Consider the following 18,404-nt stretch of genomic DNA (forward strand, 5'->3'; position numbering starts at 1 on the left):
ACGGCGGATCCGGCCAGACGCACCGACTACGCTGGGTCGGGTGAGCGCCACGAAGGTCTTCGTCGCCCGCCTCGCCGGGTGCTCCGTCTTCGACCCCGCGGGAGACCGCGTCGGCCGCGTCCGAGACGTCCTGGTGGTGTACCGCCGGGCCGATCCGCCGCACGTCGTCGGTCTGATCGTCGAGGTCCCGGGCAAGCGCCGGATCTTCGTGAGCATCGGCCGCATCACCTCGATCGGTGCCGGGCAGGTCATCACGACCGGCCTCGTGAACATGCGCCGCTTCGAGCAGCGCGGTGGCGAGGTCCGGGTGATCGCGGAGATGCTCGGCCGCAAGGTCCTCATCAAGAAGGAGCGCATCCGCGCCACCATCGAGGACGTCGCGATCGAGGACCGCGGGCAGGGCGACTGGGAGGTGTCGCAGCTCTTCCTCCGCAAGCCGAAGACCACGCCGTCCCCGTTCGGCAAGGGCCCGACGACGTTCGCGACGTGGAACGAGGTCACCGAGGACGAGCTCCCCGGCGAGGCCCAGTCCGCCGAACACGTGATCGCCGCCTACTCCGACCTGCTGCCGGCCGACCTGGCGTCGACGCTGCTCGACCTGCCGGAGGAACGGCGGTTCGAGGTCGCCGAGGAACTCCCCGACGACCGGCTCGCCGACGTGCTCGAGGAGATGCCCGACCAGCAGCGGATCGAGATCCTCACCCGGCTCGTCGACTCCCGTGCGGCCGACGTGCTCGACCACATGCAGCCGGACGACGCGGCCGACGTCCTCGCCCAGTTCTCCGACGAGCGCAGCGAGGCCCTCCTCCAGCTCATGGAGCCGGAAGAGGCGCAGGACGTCCGCATGCTCCTCGAGTACGAACCAGACACCGCCGGTGGTCTCATGACGACCGAGCCGGTGATCGTGTCCGCCGACGCCACCGTCGCCGAGGGGCTCGCACTCGTCCGCCGCCACGAACTCGCGCCGGTGCTCGGCGCCGCCGTCTGCGTGACGCTGCCGCCGTACGAGCCGCCGACCGGCCGGTTCCTCGGCCTCGTGCACTTCCAGCGGATGCTCCGCTACCCGCCGAACGAACGACTCGGCACGCTCATCGACCAGCAGACCGACCCGGTCCGCGTCGACGCGAGCGCGGCCGAGGTCACGCGCATCATGGCGACCTACAACCTGCTGTCCGTCCCCGTGGTCGACGATGCCCACCGTCTCGTCGGGGTGGTGACGATCGACGATGTCCTCGACCACGTCCTGCCGGACGACTGGCGAAGTCAGGGCGAGGGGGAACCCTCACCGCTTCCGCGCCAACGCCCACGCAGGACGCCCGTGACGACGGGAAGGAGGACCACCCGTGGCCCGAACGGATGACAACCGCCGCGATCGCGAGCGGACCGATGCTCGACTCGACTCCCCCAAGGGCATGCGCACCCGCGTCCTGCCGACCCGGCGCCGAGGTCGCGGTGACGCCTTCGGTCGCGCGACCGAGGGCATCGCGCGTGCGATGGGAACGCCCTGGTTCCTCGTCGGCCTGACCCTGTTCTGCGTCGTCTGGATGGGCTACAACACGCTCGCCCCGAAGCCCTGGCAGTTCGACTCCGCGGCGATCGGCTTCACGGCCCTGACGCTCGTGCTGTCCCTGCAGGCGTCGTACGCGGCACCGCTCATCCTGCTCGCCCAGAACCGGCAGGACGACCGCGACCGTGTGCAGTTCGAGCAGGACCGGCAGCGCGCCGAGCGGAACCTCGCCGACACGGAGTACCTCGCCCGCGAGGTCGTGGCGCTCCGCCTGGCGATGCGGGACATGGCGTCGAAGGACTTCATCCGCGCCGAGATCCGCTCGCTGCTCGAGGAACTCGACCGGCGTGACGCCGAGGACGCCGGCTTCGCCGACGAGTCCGGCACGACGGCCCGTGGCTGACGGCGGCCGGTCGGACGAGCAGCTGGGCAGCGCGGTCCTCGCCGCGCTCGGCCGCGTGATCGACCCCGAGATCCGCCGGCCCGTCACGGAGCTCGACATGATCCGTGGTGTCGACGTGCAGCCAGGAGGCGCGGTGCGCGTCGACCTGCAGCTCACGATCGTCGGGTGCCCGGCCGCCGACACCATCGAGCGCGACGTGCGTACGGCCGCCGGTTCCGTGGACGGCGTCTCGAGCGTGGCGGTCGACGTGTCCGTGATGGCCCCGGCGACGCGTGCCGCGCTCACCGAACGCCTCCGCGCGGGGAGACCCCGGGGCGTGCAGTTCACCCCGGACTCGCTCACCCGGGTGATCGCGGTGACGAGCGGCAAGGGCGGCGTCGGCAAGTCGACGGTCACCGTGAACCTCGCCGCCGCCCTCGCGGCCCGCGGGCAGCGCGTGGGCATCGTGGACGTCGACGTGCACGGCTTCAGCGTCCCCGGGCTGGTGGGGCTCACCGACGCCGCGGGCGTGGCCCCTCGCCCGACCCGGGTCGACAGCATGATCCTGCCGCCGGTCGCGCACGACGTGAAGGTCGTCTCGATCGGCATGTTCGTGGACGACGTCTCGACCGCGGTGTCCTGGCGCGGTCCGATGCTGCACCGTACCGTCTCGCAGTTCCTCACCGACGTGTACTTCGGCGACCTCGACGTGCTCCTGCTCGACCTGCCGCCCGGCACCGGTGACGTGGCGATCTCGGTCGGCCAGCTGCTCCCCCACGCCGAGGTCCTGGTCGTCACCACGCCCCAGGCGGCCGCTGCCGACGTGGCCGAACGGAGCGGGATCGTCGCCCGTCAGACCGGGCAGCGGGTGATCGGCGTCGTCGAGAACATGGCGGGCCTCATGCAGCCCGACGGGTCCGTGCTGCACCTCTTCGGCGAGGGCGGTGGCGCCGAGACCGCCCGCCGGCTCTCCCGCGACCAGGACACCGCCGTCCCGGTGCTCGGCAGCGTGCCGTTGTCCGTGCCGCTCCGCGAGGGCGGCGACGCCGGCGTCCCGGTGGTGCTCGGCGATCCCGAGGACCCGGCGGCGGTGGCGCTGGCGGCGATCGCGGACCGCATCGGCACGATGGGACGGGGGCTGTCCGGCCGGAAGCTCGGGCTGACGCTGTCGTAGGGTCGGGTGCATGAGCACTGATCACGTCAGCGTCGACTGGGAGCAGGCCCGCGACACCAACCGCGCGAACTGGGACGACCGGGTGCCCATCCACGAGGGCGCCTACGAGATCGACGCCCTGACCGACCCGGACCACCGCTCGACCGTCGTCCGCGACGACCTGCCCGCACTGCGACCGTGGCTGCGAGACGGCTCCCTCGCCGGCCTCGACGTCTGCCACCTGCAGTGCCACATCGGCACGGACACGGTCTCGCTCGCGCGTGAGGGCGCCCGCGTCACCGGCGTCGACTTCTCGCCCGCGGCGCTCGCCTCGGCCGCCGGGCTGTCGGCACGCCTCGGCCTCGACGTGACCTGGGTCGAGACGGACGTCCTCGACGCCCGGGCCGCGGTGGTGGGCGACTTCGACGTCGTCTACACGAGCATCGGGACGATCTGCTGGCTCGACGACCTCGACCGCTGGGCCGCCCAGGTCGCGGCACTCCTGCGACCGGGCGGTGTGTTCTTCATCCGGGACGGCCACCCCGCGCTGTACGCGCTCGACGAGGACGCCGACGGGCTCGTCACCCGCTACCGGTACTTCGCGGACGGCTCCGCCCAGCAGTGGGACGACGCGGGCACCTACGCGGGCGACGGCACGGTGTCGAACACCCGCACCTACGAGTGGCCGCACCCGCTGTCGGAGATCGTGAACGCCCTGCTCGGCGCCGGGCTCCGGCTGCGCAGACTCGACGAGGGTCGGACACTGCCGTGGCGGTTCAGCCCCCGCATGGTCGACACTGGGGACGGTTCGTGGGAGTGGCCCGGCGAGGACCGCGACCGCCTCCCCACGACCTTCACGATCGTCGCGTCGAAGGACTGATCCGCCAGCCGATCGACGCTGCCTGTACGTCCTTTCATGGACAGGTCGTTCCACCGCGGAGCAATATGCAGGGGTATTCCACAATGCTCCTGCGGAATCGGGTCCGCAGGGGCTCCACCCGTGTCCGGCAACGCCGCCGGACCGAGGACAGGAGAACCGTGTGAACAGCAGGACCAGACTCAGGATCGGACTCGTCGCGGCCCTCGCGGCTGCACTGGCGGGCGGGTCCGTCGCAGCAGCACCGGCCATGGCGGCCACACCGGCGTGCGCCACCGCGTGGAGCGCGGGCACCGCGTACAGCGGCGGCGCGACGGTGAGCGAGAGCGGCACGAACTACACCGCGAACTGGTGGACGCAGGGCGACGACCCCGCGACCCACTCCGGCGCGACCGGCAGCGGCCAGCCCTGGACGTCCACGGGAGCCTGCGCCGACACCAGCGGCGGCGGTACGACCACCCCGGGCGGCGGCACCACCACCCCGGGCACCGGCGGCAGCGGCGGGACGGCGAAGGGCCTGGTCTTCAGCCCCTACAAGGACGTCACCGTGAACCTCGACTGGAACACGAACGTGATGAACACGGCCGTCACCGGCACGCGCATCCCGGTCGTCGGGTCGAGCAACAGCCTGGTGTCCACCCGGGAGCCGGGCCTCAAGGCGATCACCCTCGCCTTCGCCACCGGCACCTGTGGCAGCGAGAACTGGGGCGGTGTCGCCGCGGACGCGTTCGCGAGCGCCAACATCCCGAAGCTCGACGCCGCGGGCGTGAACTACATCGTGAGCACCGGCGGTGCGGCGGGCTCGTTCAAGTGTTCGGGCACCGCGCTGCAGAGCTTCATCGCGCGGTACGCCACCCCGCACATGATCGGCGTCGACTTCGACATCGAGAGCGGGCAGTCCGCCGCCGACGTGCAGAACCTCGTCAACGCCGCGGCGCTCGCGCAGTCGAAGTACCCGGGGATGCGGTTCTCGTTCACGCTCGCGACCCTGGCCGCAAGCGACGGGAGCTTCGGCGGATTGAACAGCACCGGTGACGCCACGGTCAAGGCCATCACGGCGTCGAGCCTGACGAACTACACCGTCAACCTCATGACGATGGACTTCGGCCGCGCGACGACCGCGAACTGCGTCCTGTCCGGATCGACCTGCGAGATGGGCAAGTCCTCGATCCAGGCCGTCACGAACCTCGAGCACACGTACGGCATCGCACCGTCGAAGATCGAGGTCACCCCGATGATCGGCGTGAACGACGCCTCCGACGAGGTCTTCACCCTCGCCGACGTCGACACGCTGTCCGCCTACGCGAAGGCGAACGGGCTCGCCGGGGTCCACTACTGGTCGCTCGACCGTGACACCCCGTGCTCCTCGACGACGGCGATGTCCACCTGCAGCTCCGTCCCGAGCGCACCGGCCCTCGCATGGACGGACCGCTTCCTGGCCGACCTGCAGTAGTCGCCACCACCACGGACTGGAGGCGCGGTGCCAGCTGGCACCGCGCCTCCAGTCCGTCATCGGCTCACGTGACGTCGCGTCAGGTCGCTTCGGCGTCGAACGGTGCGGCCTCGCCGACGGCGAGCGGCACCACGGGTGCCGTCGCGCGCACCTTCGAGGCGGTCACCTGCGCGGTCTGCACCGCAGCGGCGCTGCTGCCGGAGTCGAGCAGCGCATCACGGATGATCCGGCGGGGGTCGTACTGCCGCGGGTCGAGTTTCTGCCAGTCGACCTCGTCGAACTCGGGGCCCATCTCGTCGCGCATCCGGTCCTTCGCGGTGTCGGCGAAGCGGCGGACGGCCTTGACGAACTCGGCGAGCTTCTGGGCGTACTGCGGGAGTCGCTGCGGACCGAGCAGGAGGACGCCGATGATCCCGATCACCAGGAACTTCTCGAAGCCGTCGAACACGGTACGAGCGTAACCCGTCCACACCCCGGAGCACCCGTAGAGTTGTCACCCGAACGGAGTGTGCGTGTCAGAGAAAGAGTCGAACTGGAAGTTCGCCGAGGACATCGTCTCGGAGTCCGAGGTGATCGCCCGAGCCAGGGAGCACTCCCTCGAACTCGGGGTCGAGGCGATCTCCCCCGCCATCGGCGCACAGATCGGGGTCGTCGCGGCCGCCTCGCGCGCCACGAGCATGATCGAGATCGGCACCGGCCTGGGGGTGTCCGGGCTGTACCTGCTCGGCGGCGCACCGTCCGCCACGCTCACCACGATCGACATCGAGGTCGACCACCAGCAGTACGCCCGTGACGCGTACATCGCCGCGGGCACCGCCCCCGCCCGGATCCGGCTCATCCCGGGTCGGGCGAACCAGGTGCTGCCGCGCATGAACGAGGCCTCGTACGACATCGTCCTCGTCGACGCCGACCCGGAGCACGTCATCGAGTACGTCGAGCACGGACTGCGGCTCGCTCGGCTCGGCGGGACCGTCCTCGTGCCGCACGCGCTCTGGCGGGGCCGGGTGGCCGACCCGGTGAAGCGGGACCGGGCGACGACCGACTTCCGGCTGCTGCTCACCGAGGTGTCGACGTCGGGCGCGGTCATCAGCGCGCTCTCCCCCGCCGGAGACGGACTGCTGCAGATGACGAAGGTCTCCGCGTAGTCAGAGGTACCTGCGCACCTCGTCGGTGAACCGCGGCACTCCCGCTCGCCGCAGCGTGCCGAGGACGTCGTCCACACTCTGCGGAGGCGCGACGTAGTCCTCGCTGAGTTCCCGGAGCACCCTGGTGATCATGCCCGGGAACAGGTCGAGCTGGTCGAGCAGGAATGCGTCGGGGTGCACCACCTCGACGTCGAACCCTTCGAGCGATCCGGCCGGGAAGTCGCGGACGTTGAAGGTCACGAGCACGTCGGCCTTCGCGCGGATCGCTGCCGCCAACACGTGGCGGTCCTTCGGATCGCAGCTCAGGCCATCGATGAGGTCGCCGTGTCCGGTCACGAGCGCGTCCGGGAAGTACGTTCGCATCATGTCCAGCCGCCGGTCGATGCCCTCCGCGGAGATCCCGCCGGCGACTGCGTTCCGGCGAACCTCGTCGAGGACCTCCTCGGACCACAACGGGCGGAAGGCTCCCTCGTCGGCGAGCCGGAGGAGGACATCCGAGAGCGTGATCCCGTAGATCGCGCAGGCATCGAAGAAGACCGGGAACGCCACGATCAGTCAGCCGCCGGCCGATCGCCCCGCGCACGTTCGAGCGCCTGCCCGTCACGAGCAGCTCGCCGGAGTGCCGTGCGGCGCCGCGTCCGGAACTGCTCCTGGAAGTCGACGAGGTCACGGAGGAGTACCCGGCGGTGGCGGCCGCGCTTCTCGAACGCGATGCTGCCGTCCTCGAGGTACTTGACCAGGGTCGGGCGCGAGACCCCCAGGAAGTCAGCGGCTTGCTGCGTGGTCATCTGGGTGTCGTTCCGAGCGACCGTGACGCCGCTGCCCTGCGCGAGCGCGTCCGCGACCTGTTCGAGCACCTCGAAGATCTCGGTCGGGATCTTCCGGACACGTCCGTCGGGTGCGCGGAGCTCGGCGAGCTGCTCGTCACGAGCTGCCTGTTCGATCTCCCGCAGGAGCTGAGCGAGTCCGGCGATGTCCTCGCGGTCATCAGTCGGGAAGTACGTTCTCGACGTGGCCCGGCGGTCAGGCAGATCGGTAGCGGTCGACATGACACCGATCCTAATCGAAAGAACCGAAAGTCCACCGGTCTCAGCCGAGGTGGCGCAGGTAGCGCTCCGGGGACTCGAGGAACGACCGCTGGTGCCGGACGAGGTCGAGGTCGGCCCACTCCGTGCGCCGCAGACCCCACTCGCCGACCTCGTGGAACGTCGCGCCGGGGAAGGCTGCGAGCACCGGTGAGTGCGTCGACATGAGCACCTGCCCGACGCCGCTCTCGACGATCGACTGCAGCAGGCCGATGAGCGCCAGGCAGCCGGAGAACGACAGCGCGGACTCGGGTTCGTCGAGGATCCACAACCCGGGCCACCGCGCACGGTCGATGACGAAGTCGAGGAAGGACTCGCCGTGGCTGCGCTCGTGGAAGACCGGCTCGGGCCGGGACAGGTTCGGGTGTTCCTCGAGGTAGGTGAAGAACCCGTGCATGGTCTCCGCGCGCAGGAAGAACCCGCCGCGCGGCGCCCCGAAGTCACGACGGACGGCGATGTGTTCGCACAGGTCGGACTCGGAGGCGCGGGTCGAGTGCTGCGATCCGGTGCCGCCGCCCTCCGGCCCCATGCCGAACTGCAGCGCGATGGCCTCGACGAGGGTGGACTTGCCGACGCCGTTCTCCCCGACGAACACCGTGACGGGGTCGAGGTCGAGCCCCTCGTCGAGGAGCTGCCGTACGGGGGCGAGGGTGGCGGGCCAGACGTCGCGGGGCATCGGGTCGGGGTCGCAGTACTCCTCGACGCGACGGATCGGCAGGTGGGTCCTCGGCACGGAGCCCATCCTGCCGTGCCACGCCGACATCAGCGCCGGGCGGGACGGGGCGGAGGGCGGGCGGACGGACGGAGGGCCCGGAGCGTACGCGCTCCGGGCCCTCCGTTCTGGTGCGTCGACGTACTAGGCCGAGACGACCTCGGCGAGTGCGTCGTGGAGTTCCTTGGCCTCGGCATCGTTGACCGAGACGACCAGGCGGCCTCCACCTTCGAGCGGAACCCGCACGATGATGAGTCGACCCTCCTTAACAGCCTCCATCGGCCCGTCACCGGTCCTCGGCTTCATGGCTGCCATCAGATGTCCCCTTTCGTGCAGTACATGCGCCCCCATTATCTCGTATCGATGGGGGAACTGCGAAACCGCCCAGGTTGGGGGTCGTGGATCGCGACGTTCTCGCGGTTCAGAGTGGTCACCTTGGCGTGTGCCGTACATCCGCTCCAAGCGCCGTCAACCGCTCGACCCCGCCGTCGAGGCCGTCCCCGTCGGCGTGCGCGTCGCGGGGGCGTTCTCGTGGCGGATGCTCGTCGTCGTCGCCGCCCTCGCCGTCGTCGTGGCACTCGTGGTCCTGCTGCAGGACATCGTGGTGCCGTTCCTGATCGGCCTCATCGTGTGCGCCCTGCTCGCGCCGTTCTCGCTGTTCCTGCAGCGCCACCGCTGGCCGAAGTGGCTCGCGGTGCTGTCGTGCTTCCTCGCCGTCGTGATCGTCATCGGCGTCCTCGCGCTGGTCGTCACGGCACAGATCCGGTACGACCTGCCGTCGCTCGAGCACCGTCTCGACCACAACGTGCAGTCGCTGCAGAGCCTGTTGGCCACCGAGCCGTTCGGCATCACGGCGTCGCAGGTCACGAAGTGGCTGTCCGACGGCACGAAGTTCCTGCAGACCCACGCGTCGTCGATCGCCTCGGGTGCGGCCGAGGCCGGGAGCGGGCTCGTGCACCTGCTCGAGGGCCTCTTCATCGTGGTGTTCACGACGATCTTCGTGCTCGTCGACGGCCCGCGCATCTGGTCGTGGGTGGTGCGGCTCTTCCCCCGCCGGGCGCGCGGTCGCATCGACGTCGCCGGGCACGCCGGCTGGAAGACCCTGACGAGCTTCATCCGCGTCCAGCTCGTCGTCGCGGTGACGGACGCGCTCGGCATCGTGATCGGCGCCCTCGCGCTGCAGGTGCCGCTCGCGATCCCGATCGGCGTCATCGTGTTCTTCGGCGCCTTCGTGCCGGTCGTCGGCGCGATCGTCGCGGGCGTCGTCGCGGTGCTCGTCGCGCTCGTGTTCAACGGCTGGGTACCCGCACTGGTCATGCTCGGCATCGTGATCGCAGTGCAGCAGCTCGAGAGCCACGTCCTGCACCCGTTCCTCACCGGGTCGGCCGTGCGTGTGCACCCGCTCGGTGTCGTGCTCGGCGTCACCGCGGGCACGACCATCGCCGGCGTCGTCGGGGCGTTCTTCGCGGTGCCGTTCATCGCGACCGCGAACGCGATGATCCACGCGGCGGCGTCAGCCGACCCCGAGGCGGTGGCGCGGGGCGCCGAGGACCGCGAGGCCGACGTCGATCACGGCGGGGTCCAGTCGTAGCCGTCGATCCACCAGCAGTAGTACATCCACACCCACTGCAGCGCGATGCAGACCACCACGACCGCCACCCGGTACACCCGTGACCGCGGCAGCGCGACGATCCCGAGCAGCGGGGCGATCGGCAGCAGGATGCGCCAGGTGCTCGACTGCGGGAAGAACACGGCCAGCAGGTACACCAGGTAGGCGACGCCCCAGAGCCGCAGCTCGAGTCCGATCCGCCGCGCGGCCGGCAGGGCAACGAACGCGGCGAACCCGACCACCACGACGGCGAGCAGGATCGCGCCGGCCGGCTGCCCGAACCACCACCCGAAGCCCTGCACCCACGGCGCGAACGGGACGAGTTCCCGCCACCCGATGTACGACGACCGCCACGCCAGTTCGGTGTCCGTGTACGCCCGGGGCACCCCGGTCACCGCCCAGGCGATCGCCGGCCACGCCAGCCCGACGATCCCGGACACGACCGCGACCACCGCGGGTGGGACGAACCGCTGCACGGTGAGCGGCGACGACGCGCGGACCCACGACGGGCGGACGAACCACGCGGCGAGGACCAGCACGATCAGCAGCGCGAAGGCCAGCCCGGTCGGCCGGGTCATCCCGAGCAGCAGGACGACCGGGAGCATCGACCACCAGCGGCGGTCCACCATGAGCAGCAGCGCGACGAGGAGCAGGAACAGACCCATCGACTCGGCGTACGCGACCTGGAACATCGCCGAGACGGGTGCGACGCAGAACAGCACGGTCGCGAAGGTCGCCCGCGCCGGGTCGAGGAACCGACCCATCAGCCGCCGGAACACGAGCGCCGCTCCCCAGCCGAACAGGAGTGAGACGGACACGGCGACGAGCTCGAAGGACGCGCCCGTCAGCGCCATCAGGCCCCGCACCAGGAAGGGGTAGGCGGGCATGAACGCCCACGCGTTCTCGGTCACGTGTCCCGTGGCGTCGATCGGCAGCGTCGAGGGGTACCCGGACGCGGCGATCACCCGGTACCAGGCGCCGTCCCAGATCGACGAGAACGACAGCAGGCCGGGGTGCTGCACCGTGAACGAGTTCGCCGCCTGCACGCTCGCGAACGCGGCGAGCATCGTGCCCGTGACGATCCGCGCGAGCACGTACACGACCGTGATCCGCAGCCACCACGGCACGACCCGGTAGCGGGCGTGCCACCGGGCGCGGGCAGGGCTCAGCCGGGTGGACCCGGCCGTGGTCAGGCCGTCAGCCACCGACGCAGACCGTGCTCGACCGCGGTGATCTGGTCGACGGGGACCTGCTCGTCGTCGTGGTGGGCGAAGACCGGCTCGCCGGGCCCGTAGTTGACCGCGGGGACGCCGAGCGCCGAGAAGCGTGCGACGTCGGTCCACCCGTACTTCGGGCGGGGCGCGGGACCGCCGACGGCGGCGACGAAGTCCTGCGCCAGCGGGGCGTCGAGTCCGGGTCGGGCACCGGCGGCGAGGTCGACGATCTGCACGTCGTAGCCGTCGAAGAGCTCGCGGATGTGGGCGACGGCCTCGTCCGCGCTGCGCGACGGGGCGAAGCGGTAGTTGACGTGCACCATGACCTCGTCGGGGATGACGTTGCCGGCGATGCCGCCCGTGATGCCGACGGCGTTGAGGCCCTCGCGGTAGTCGAGCCCGTCGACCGTGACCGTGCGCGGCTCGTAGGCGGCGAGCGTGGCCAGGATCGGCGCGGCCTTGTGGATCGCGTTGTCGCCGATCCAGCTCCGGGCGCTGTGCGAGCGCTTGCCGGAGGCGCGGACCTCGGCCCGGAGGTTGCCGTTGCACCCGCCCTCGATCTGCGCACCGGAGGGCTCGCCGAGGATCGCGAAGTCGCCCGCGAGGAGCTCGGGACGCGTCCGCGCCAGGCGTCCGAGGCCGTTCAGCGCGTCGCTCACCTCTTCGTGGTCGTAGAAGACCCAGGTGACGTCGACGTTCGGCTCGGCGAGGTCGTACGCGAGCTTGAGCTGGACCGCGCAACCGGCCTTCATGTCCACCGTGCCGCGGCCCCAGAGGATCTCGGTGCCGTCCTCGGCCGTCCGGAACTCGGTCGGCAGATTGCCGTTGAGCGGCACGGTGTCGATGTGTCCCGCGATGACGACGCGGCGGTCACGACCGAGGTTCGTCCGTGCCACGATCGCGTCGCCGTCGCGGATCACCTCGAGGTGGGGCAGCGGCGTCAGGGCGGCCTCGATCGCGTCGGCGAGCGGCCCTTCGTCACCGGACACCGACTCGATGTCGCAGATGGCACGGGTGATGTCGATGGACGAGGCGGTGAGGTCGAGCGGCTCCGGCATGCGGGAAGCCTACCGGCCGACCCTTGCAGCCCGGCGGAGCCGTCCGGACGGACGGGTGGCCCCCTCCCCTCGCTGGGTACCCTGGTCCGGTGACCGACACGACCGCTGCCACCGCCCGCCCGACCCACGCCTGGGGCCACGGCCTCGCGACGATCGCCGCCGACGGCACGACGCTCGACACCTGGTACCCGGAGACGTTCGTCGGCGCGCTGCCCGCCGACGCTGTGTTCCCCGCCGACCTGCGCGCACACGTCGGCGACGAACCGCGCCGCGGTGTCACGATCGAGGCGGTCACGACCGAGGTCACGATCGAGGCCGCACCCGCGAGCACGCCGGACGCGTACCTCCGCCTGCACCTCCTCAGCCACCTGCACGTGGCGCCGAACGAGGTCAACCTCGAGGGCGTCTTCGCGCACCTGCCGATCGTCGCGTGGACGAACGCGGGCCCGGTGCACCCCGACGACCTGACCCGCCTCCGCCCCGGCCTGCAGCGCGCCGGGATCGCCGTGCACGCGATCGACAAGTTCCCCCGGCTGGTCGACTACGTCGTGCCGGACCGCGTGCGCATCGCCGACGCGAACCGGGTCCGGCTCGGCGCCCACCTCGCCCCCGGCACGACGGTGATGCACGAGGGCTTCGTGAACTTCAACGCCGGCACCCTCGGCGACGCGATGATCGAGGGCCGTGTCTCGCAGGGCGTCGTCGTCGGGAACGGCACGGACATCGGCGGCGGCGCCTCCATCATGGGCACGCTGTCCGGCGGCGGCACCCACCGCGTCTCCCTCGGGGAGCGCGCGCTGCTCGGTGCGAACGCCGGTCTCGGCATCTCGCTCGGCGACGACTCGGTGGTCGAGGCCGGGCTGTACGTGACGGCCGGCACGAAGGTCGTCCTCGTCGGCGCGGCCCCGAACCCGGACGGCACCCCGAAGACGGTCAAGGCCGCCGAGCTCTCCGGGACGCCCAACATCCTGTTCCGCCGCAACTCGGTCTCCGGCGCGGTGGAGGCACTGCAGCGCCAGGGGCAGGGCATCCAGCTCAACACCGCGCTGCACGCGTAGGCGGTCCGTCCGTGGGGGGAACGATCGACGGACCGCACGGCCCGGTGCCGGTCCGCCGGTACGCCGCGCGTCGTGGCACGACGTCGGCCACGACGCTCGTGTGGTTGCACGGGGGTGGGTTCTTCCGCGGCAGCCTCGACCTGCCGGAGGCGCACGTCGTCGCCGGCACCCTCGCCGACCGGGGGCTCGACGTCGTCACGGTCGGGTACCGCCTCGCACCCCTGCCCGGGTTGCCCGTCGTCGGACGCCGAGGACCCCGGGGTCGACGCCGTCACCCGGTGCCGAACGACGAGGTCCGCGCCGTACTCGAGGTCGTCCGTGGCGAGACCGACGGTCCCGTCCTCCTCGGCGGGGCGAGTGCCGGCGCGTGCCTCGCAGCAGCCGTGACCCGGACGCTGCCGGACGCCGCACGGCCGGACGGGCTCGTCCTCGCGTACTGGTTCTTCCACGCCCGCACCCCGCGCGACGCGGCAGTCCTCCGATCGGTCCGCGGGCACCGGCGGACCACGCACCACCCGGCACTGCTCGACCGGGCGAACCGGAACCACGTCGGCCGCGCGGGCGACACCGCCACCGCGTTCCCCGGCGGCGAGGACCTCTCCGGCTTCCCCCGCACGCTCATGGTGGACGCCGAGCACGACACGATGCGGGCCTCGGGCGACCGGTTCGCCGACGAGCTGCGCGGTGCCGGGGTCGCGGTCGAGCGGCGCGTGCTCCCGGCAGCGCGCCACGCCTTCCTCAACCGGCCGGGGTCGCCCGACTCGGACCGGGCGCTCGACCTCGTCACCACCTGGGCGGCGCGCTCGTCCGGCGCCTGAGCGGCGCGGGCGGGCACGCGGCGGAGCCGACCGTGCGACGGACGGGAGGCGCGGTGCCAGCCCGCGCCGTGCCTCCCGTCCGTCGATCCGTCCCGTCCACCGCCGCGCCCGCGCGTGGCTGCGCGGCGCGGCGCGTCAGCGTGCGGGCAGGTCGCGCTCCGGGTGCCCGACGTAGAGCTGCTGCGGGCGCCCGATCTTGTTCAGCGGGTCGTTGTTGAGCTCGCGCCACTGCGCGATCCACCCGGGCAGACGCCCGATGGCGAACAGGACCGTGAACATCCGCGGCGGGAAGCCCATCGCCTTGTAGATGATGCCCGTGTAGAAGTCGACGTTCGGGTAGAGCTTCCGGCTGACGAAGTACTCGTCCTCGAGCGCGATGCCCTCGAGCTCCATGGCGATGTCGAGCAGGTCGTCCTGCACGCCCAGCGCTTCGAGCACCTCGTGCGCGGACTCCTTCACGAGCTTCGCCCGCGGGTCGTAGTTCTTGTAGACGCGGTGCCCGAAGCCCATGAGCTTCACGCCGCGCTCCTTGTTCTTCACCCGCTCGACGAAGCGCGTCACCGGCTCGCCCGAGTCCTTGATCTGCTGGAGCATCTCGAGCACGGCCTCGTTCGCGCCGCCGTGCAGCGGACCGTACAGCGCGTTGATGCCGGCGGAGATCGAGGCGAACATGTTCGCCTTCGTCGACCCGACCATCCGGACCGTGGCGGTGGAGGCGTTCTGCTCGTGGTCCTCGTGCAGGATCAGGAGCCGCTCGAGCGCCTTCGACAGCACCGGGTTCGGCTGGTAGGTCTCGGCCATGGTGCCGAAGTTCAGGCGCAGGAAGTTGTCGACGAAGGACAGCGAGTTGTCCGGGTAGAGGAACGCCTGCCCGATGGACTTCTTGTGCGCGTACGCGGCGATCACCGGCAGCTTCGCGAGGAGCCGGACGGTCTGGAGCTCGACCTTCTCGGGGTCGTCGACGTCCATGTCGTCCTCGTAGTAGGTCGACAGGGCGCTGACGGCGCTGGAGAGGACGGACATCGGGTGCGCCGAGTGCGGCAGGGCGTCGAACAGACGACGGAGGTCCTCGTGCAGCAGCGTGTGGCGGCGGATCCGGGCGTCGAACGACTCGAGCTCGGCGGGCGTCGGCAGTTCGCCGTAGATGAGGAGCCAGGCGACCTCGAGGAAGGTCAGGTTCGACGCGACCTGGTCGATCGGGTAACCGCGGTACCGCAGGATGCCCTGGTCGCCGTCGATGTAGGTGATGGCGCTCTTCGTCGACCCGGTGTTCACGAACCCGTAGTCGAGCGTGTTCATCCCGGTCTGCTTCTTGAACGTCGAGATGTCGATGGTGGACGCACCGTCGACGCTCGGCAGGATCGGGAACTCCGCCGTGCCGCCCGGGTACGTCAGCGTCGCGGTCGGCGCGGTCTGCTCGGCGGCGGGACTCACGGGGACGGGCGTGGTGGGCGGTGTGGCCGTCTTCTGAGCGTCATTGGCAGTGTCAGTCACGGTGACAGCCTAATCGCGCCCACTGTCGGTCGTGCACACATCGAGCCTCAGGACTTGGTGGGAACCACGGATTGCGCCGAGCGCGAAAGGCTCAGGCGGACGCCAGACGACGCCCGCTCGCCAGTCGCTGCGCGGCTGCGGCGATGCGCTCGTCGGTCGCCGTGAGCGCCACACGCACGTGCTCGGCACCCGCTGCGCCGTAGAAGGTCCCCGGTGCGACGAGGATCCCGCGCTCGGCCAGCCAGGCGACGGTGTCGAGCGCCGGTTCGCCGCGGGTGGCCCAGAGGTAGAGGCCCGCCTCGCTGTGGTCGACCCGGAAGCCGGCGCCTTCGAGTGCCCGTCGGAGCATGTTCCGTCGGGCGCGGTACAGCGCCTTCTGCGCCTGCACGTGGGACTCGTCGGCGAGGGCGACGATCATCGCTTCCTGCACCGGGAGCGGCGGCATCATGCCCGTGTGCTTGCGGACCGCGAGCACCTCGGCGAGGACCTGCGCGTCACCGGCGACGAAGGCCGCCCGGTAGCCGGCGAGGTTCGACTGCTTCGAGAGCGAGTAGACGCTGAGCACCCCGTCCACCGAGTCGCCCACGACCCGGGGGTCGAGGATCGTCGGGGTCGGTGCGGTGTCGTACGGCGGTTCCCACCCGAGTTCGGCGTAGCACTCGTCGCCGACGATGACGGCGCCGAGCTCCCGCGCCCGCTCGACCGCGGCGCGCAGCTCGTCGATCGACAGGACGCGGCCGTCGGGGTTGCCCGGGGAGTTCAGCCAGACGAGCTTCGTGGTGGACGGCCAGGCGGCCGGGTCGTCCGACGCGAGGGCGTCCGCGCCGACCAGGGCCGCACCGAGCTCGTACGTCGGGTACGCCGCGGCCGGGAACACCACCGTGTCGCCGCGGCCGATGCCGAGCCAGAGCGCGAGCCCGGCGATGAACTCCTTCGACCCGATGGTCGGGAGCACCTGGTCCGGCGTGAGGGTCACGCCCTGGCGCCGGCCGTACCAGTCCGCGATCGCCTCGCGCAGGGCCGGGGTGCCGGCGACCTGCGGGTAGGCGTGCGCGTCGGTCGCCTCGGCCAGCGCCGTGCGGACGACGGCGGGCGTCGGGTCGACGGGCGAGCCGACGCTGAGGTCGACGATGCCGCCCTCGACCGCCGCGGCCTGCTGCTTGAACGGGACGAGCTGGTCCCAGGGGAAGTCGGGGAGGTCGAGCGCCACGGGTCGGATCCGGTTCAGCCGCGGGGCGGTTCGGCCATGACGACCGGGTGGTCCTTGTGGATCACACCGACCTTCGCGGCACCGCCGGGGGAACCGACCTCTTCGAAGAACTCGACGTTGGCCTTGTAGTAGTCGGCCCACTCGTCGGGGAGGTCGTCCTCGTAGTAGATCGCCTCGACCGGGCACACCGGCTCGCACGCACCGCAGTCGACGCACTCGTCGGGGTGGATGTACAGCGACCGGTCACCCTCGTAGATGCAGTCGACCGGGCATTCGTCGATGCAGGCGCGGTCCTTGACGTCGACACATGGCTGGGCGATCACGTACGTCACGGTTGGGGTGCTCCCTTCGGACTGAGCAGATCGAGTCTACCCGCGCGACCCGGCCGCACCTGACCGCCCGGCGGACGGACCGTCAGGCCCGGTCGGCCGTCCCCGACCGCCCGGCGGCCGACGCCCGGACGCCGGACAGGTCGGGCCACGCGAGCACGAGCGCCGTGACGGCCGCCGGCCCGAACGTCCACACGTAGCCCGCGACGTTGGCGAGCACGAGCGGGGAGCTCTGCCCGCCCACCGACGACAGCACCTGCGTCGCGGCGATGATCCCGATGCCGACCGCGGCGACCATCGCCCGCGACCGGTACAGCAGCCGGATGCCGACCGTGAGCCCGATCACGATCAGCGAGGTGAGCACGATGCCGACCGGGAACGCCCCGAGGGTCTGCTGGTGCGTGACCGTGCCGAGTCCCCCGGCGACGAGTCCGAGCACGAGGGCGACCACGACGGCGGTGACCTTCCCCTGCCGCGAGAACTCGGCGAACGTCTGCGGCGCCTGCGGGACCCGGTCGGCGTCGTGACGGAACGCCTCGACCGCCGGCGTCTGGTGCCGGACGCCGTGCGGCATCACCCACGACAGCGCGGTCGGGTCACGGGGATCGACCGGGTCGACCGTCACCTGGGACCGGTACTGCTCGACGGCCGCCCGGACCTTCGCCCGCACCGGCACGACGTCGACGGTCAGGTCGGCCTGGCCGGAGTCGGGGTCCACGATCATCGAGAACGGGAGTTCCTCGGCACGGGCGGCGTACCGCGCGGCGTGGTGGACCCGCACGTGGTCGGGGTGGCCGTAGCCGCCGTCGTCGGCGTAGCTCACCACCGCGTCCGCGCCGGTGGACCGGATCGCGGCGCGGATGTCGTCGACGACCTCGCCGAGGTCCGCCGCGGTCAGCGAGTCCGCCGGGGCGTCCCCGGCGGCGACGGCACGTCCGTCGGGGCCCCACTGCATGCCGGAGTCGGTGTAGCGGCGCTCGGGCAGGTCCGTCGGACGCGCACCCGACCCGCCGAGCCAGAGGTGCGCCGGACCGCCGAGTGCGGCGAGGGCGGCGGCGATCTCGGTCTCGCGGTGCGCGGCGACCCGCGGACCGTCGCCGAAGAGCGGCGCGAGCTCGGGCGTCAGCATCTCGCCGCGCTCGCCACGGGTGGCGGTGAGCACGGTCACCTCGGCGCCGAGCTCGAGCAGGGTGGCGATCGTCCCGCCCGACGAGAGCGTCTCGTCGTCGGGGTGGGCGTGCACGAACAGGACGCGCTCGGGGCGGGTTGCGGGGGCCTTCGACATCGGGTCCAAGCGTAC

The 18,404-nt window shown here is 71.4% G+C and carries 20 protein-coding genes; 9 read left to right on the top strand and 11 right to left on the bottom strand.

Translation table 11 applies throughout. The features are described 5' to 3' along the window. Positions 1-40: 40 nt before the first annotated feature. The 5 genes from BJK06_RS03330 (at position 41) to BJK06_RS03350 (ending at position 5,372) form a co-directional block, all read left to right on the top strand. Positions 41-1,360 (top strand): magnesium transporter MgtE N-terminal domain-containing protein, encoded by a 1,320-nt coding sequence (locus BJK06_RS03330; protein ID WP_070416690.1) that lies wholly within the window; start codon positions 41-43, stop codon positions 1,358-1,360. Beyond that, on the top strand, positions 1,344-1,910 hold the full coding sequence (locus BJK06_RS03335; protein WP_374115141.1) for a DUF1003 domain-containing protein: 567 nt from the start codon (positions 1,344-1,346) through the stop codon (positions 1,908-1,910). Before BJK06_RS03330 ends, BJK06_RS03335 begins: the two co-directional genes overlap by 17 nt. After that, positions 1,903-3,063, top strand: a complete 1,161-nt coding sequence (locus tag BJK06_RS03340) for an Mrp/NBP35 family ATP-binding protein (RefSeq protein WP_070416692.1) — start codon at positions 1,903-1,905, stop codon at positions 3,061-3,063. Before BJK06_RS03335 ends, BJK06_RS03340 begins: the two co-directional genes overlap by 8 nt. A 10-nt stretch (positions 3,064-3,073) precedes the next feature. Further along, complete coding sequence (locus tag BJK06_RS03345) at positions 3,074-3,922, top strand: bifunctional 2-polyprenyl-6-hydroxyphenol methylase/3-demethylubiquinol 3-O-methyltransferase UbiG (protein WP_070416693.1); 849 nt, start codon at positions 3,074-3,076, stop codon at positions 3,920-3,922. Between the two features lie 160 nt (positions 3,923-4,082). Beyond that, positions 4,083-5,372 carry a carbohydrate-binding protein gene (locus BJK06_RS03350; RefSeq protein ID WP_070416694.1) on the top strand — a complete coding sequence of 430 codons (1,290 nt, stop codon included), beginning with the start codon at positions 4,083-4,085 and terminating at the stop codon, positions 5,370-5,372. Positions 5,373-5,451: 79 nt separating this feature from the next. Here the strand turns inward: BJK06_RS03350 and BJK06_RS03355 are convergent, their stop codons facing one another. Continuing rightward, positions 5,452-5,820 (bottom strand): twin-arginine translocase TatA/TatE family subunit, encoded by a 369-nt coding sequence (locus BJK06_RS03355; protein ID WP_070416695.1) that lies wholly within the window; start codon positions 5,818-5,820, stop codon positions 5,452-5,454. Positions 5,821-5,884: 64 nt separating this feature from the next. Between BJK06_RS03355 and BJK06_RS03360 the strand changes: the two genes are divergently transcribed. Further along, on the top strand, positions 5,885-6,517 hold the full coding sequence (locus BJK06_RS03360) for an O-methyltransferase (protein WP_070416696.1): 633 nt from the start codon (positions 5,885-5,887) through the stop codon (positions 6,515-6,517). Here BJK06_RS03360 and BJK06_RS03365 read toward each other — a convergent pair whose 3' ends face one another. From BJK06_RS03365 to BJK06_RS03380, 4 genes are all read right to left on the bottom strand, one after another. Continuing rightward, positions 6,518-7,066 (bottom strand): putative toxin-antitoxin system toxin component, PIN family, encoded by a 549-nt coding sequence (locus BJK06_RS03365; RefSeq protein ID WP_070416697.1) that lies wholly within the window; start codon positions 7,064-7,066, stop codon positions 6,518-6,520. A gap of 2 nt (positions 7,067-7,068) precedes the next feature. Then, entirely contained in the window at positions 7,069-7,566 is a 498-nt protein-coding gene (locus tag BJK06_RS03370; RefSeq protein ID WP_070416698.1) for a helix-turn-helix domain-containing protein, read from the bottom strand. Between the two features lie 40 nt (positions 7,567-7,606). After that, positions 7,607-8,335, bottom strand: coding sequence for an AAA family ATPase (locus BJK06_RS03375; RefSeq protein ID WP_083295021.1), 729 nt, complete (start codon positions 8,333-8,335; stop codon positions 7,607-7,609). 123 nt (positions 8,336-8,458) lie between these two features. Further along, positions 8,459-8,629, bottom strand: coding sequence for a DUF3117 domain-containing protein (locus BJK06_RS03380; RefSeq protein ID WP_017887054.1), 171 nt, complete (start codon positions 8,627-8,629; stop codon positions 8,459-8,461). A gap of 127 nt (positions 8,630-8,756) precedes the next feature. On the opposite strand from BJK06_RS03380, the gene BJK06_RS03385 reads away from it, so the two are divergent. Further along, positions 8,757-9,905, top strand: coding sequence for an AI-2E family transporter (locus BJK06_RS03385; protein WP_070416699.1), 1,149 nt, complete (start codon positions 8,757-8,759; stop codon positions 9,903-9,905). On the opposite strand, the gene BJK06_RS03390 is transcribed toward BJK06_RS03385, so the two are convergent. Both BJK06_RS03390 and dapE read right to left on the bottom strand, forming a co-directional pair. After that, the gene (locus tag BJK06_RS03390) at positions 9,884-11,128 is read right to left on the bottom strand and encodes a hypothetical protein (RefSeq protein WP_070416700.1); all 1,245 of its coding nucleotides are present in this window, start codon (positions 11,126-11,128) and stop codon (positions 9,884-9,886) included. The genes BJK06_RS03385 and BJK06_RS03390 overlap by 22 nt on opposite strands. Then, entirely contained in the window at positions 11,113-12,195 is a 1,083-nt protein-coding gene (gene dapE, locus BJK06_RS03395) for a succinyl-diaminopimelate desuccinylase (RefSeq protein WP_070416701.1), read from the bottom strand. Before dapE ends, BJK06_RS03390 begins: the two co-directional genes overlap by 16 nt. An 89-nt stretch (positions 12,196-12,284) precedes the next feature. Here dapE and dapD point away from each other — a divergent pair, with 89 nt between their 5' ends. Further along, on the top strand, positions 12,285-13,253 hold the full coding sequence (gene dapD / locus BJK06_RS03400; protein WP_070416702.1) for a 2,3,4,5-tetrahydropyridine-2,6-dicarboxylate N-succinyltransferase: 969 nt from the start codon (positions 12,285-12,287) through the stop codon (positions 13,251-13,253). An 11-nt stretch (positions 13,254-13,264) separates the two neighbouring features. Beyond that, positions 13,265-14,071: an alpha/beta hydrolase gene (locus BJK06_RS03405; RefSeq protein WP_070416703.1), complete on the top strand. Its 807-nt coding sequence runs from the start codon at positions 13,265-13,267 to the stop codon at positions 14,069-14,071. 135 nt (positions 14,072-14,206) lie between these two features. Here BJK06_RS03405 and BJK06_RS03410 read toward each other — a convergent pair whose 3' ends face one another. From BJK06_RS03410 to BJK06_RS03425, 4 genes are all read right to left on the bottom strand, one after another. Next, positions 14,207-15,505 (bottom strand): citrate synthase, encoded by a 1,299-nt coding sequence (locus tag BJK06_RS03410; RefSeq protein WP_083295023.1) that lies wholly within the window; start codon positions 15,503-15,505, stop codon positions 14,207-14,209. A gap of 151 nt (positions 15,506-15,656) precedes the next feature. Beyond that, positions 15,657-16,775, bottom strand: a complete 1,119-nt coding sequence (gene dapC, locus BJK06_RS03415; protein ID WP_070416704.1) for a succinyldiaminopimelate transaminase — start codon at positions 16,773-16,775, stop codon at positions 15,657-15,659. A gap of 14 nt (positions 16,776-16,789) precedes the next feature. After that, positions 16,790-17,107 (bottom strand): ferredoxin, encoded by a 318-nt coding sequence (fdxA, locus tag BJK06_RS03420; RefSeq protein WP_058728223.1) that lies wholly within the window; start codon positions 17,105-17,107, stop codon positions 16,790-16,792. A gap of 82 nt (positions 17,108-17,189) precedes the next feature. Next, the gene (locus BJK06_RS03425; protein WP_070416705.1) at positions 17,190-18,389 is read right to left on the bottom strand and encodes a PIG-L family deacetylase; all 1,200 of its coding nucleotides are present in this window, start codon (positions 18,387-18,389) and stop codon (positions 17,190-17,192) included. Positions 18,390-18,404 lie beyond the last annotated feature (15 nt).

This window comes from Curtobacterium sp. BH-2-1-1, from assembly GCF_001806325.1.
In the GTDB taxonomy this organism is placed as follows: Bacteria; Actinomycetota; Actinomycetes; order Actinomycetales; family Microbacteriaceae; genus Curtobacterium.

What these genes read in the sequence shown, in the direction of transcription:
- dapE (WP_070416701.1), bottom strand. Translation starts at nt 12,195, where the DNA reads ATGCCGGAGCCGCTCGACCTCACCGCCTCGTCCATCGACATCACCCGT.
- BJK06_RS03345 (WP_070416693.1), top strand. Translation starts at nt 3,074, where the DNA reads ATGAGCACTGATCACGTCAGCGTCGACTGGGAGCAGGCCCGCGACACC.
- BJK06_RS03380 (WP_017887054.1), bottom strand. Translation starts at nt 8,629, where the DNA reads ATGGCAGCCATGAAGCCGAGGACCGGTGACGGGCCGATGGAGGCTGTT.
- BJK06_RS03370 (WP_070416698.1), bottom strand. Translation starts at nt 7,566, where the DNA reads ATGTCGACCGCTACCGATCTGCCTGACCGCCGGGCCACGTCGAGAACG.
- BJK06_RS03425 (WP_070416705.1), bottom strand. Translation starts at nt 18,389, where the DNA reads ATGTCGAAGGCCCCCGCAACCCGCCCCGAGCGCGTCCTGTTCGTGCAC.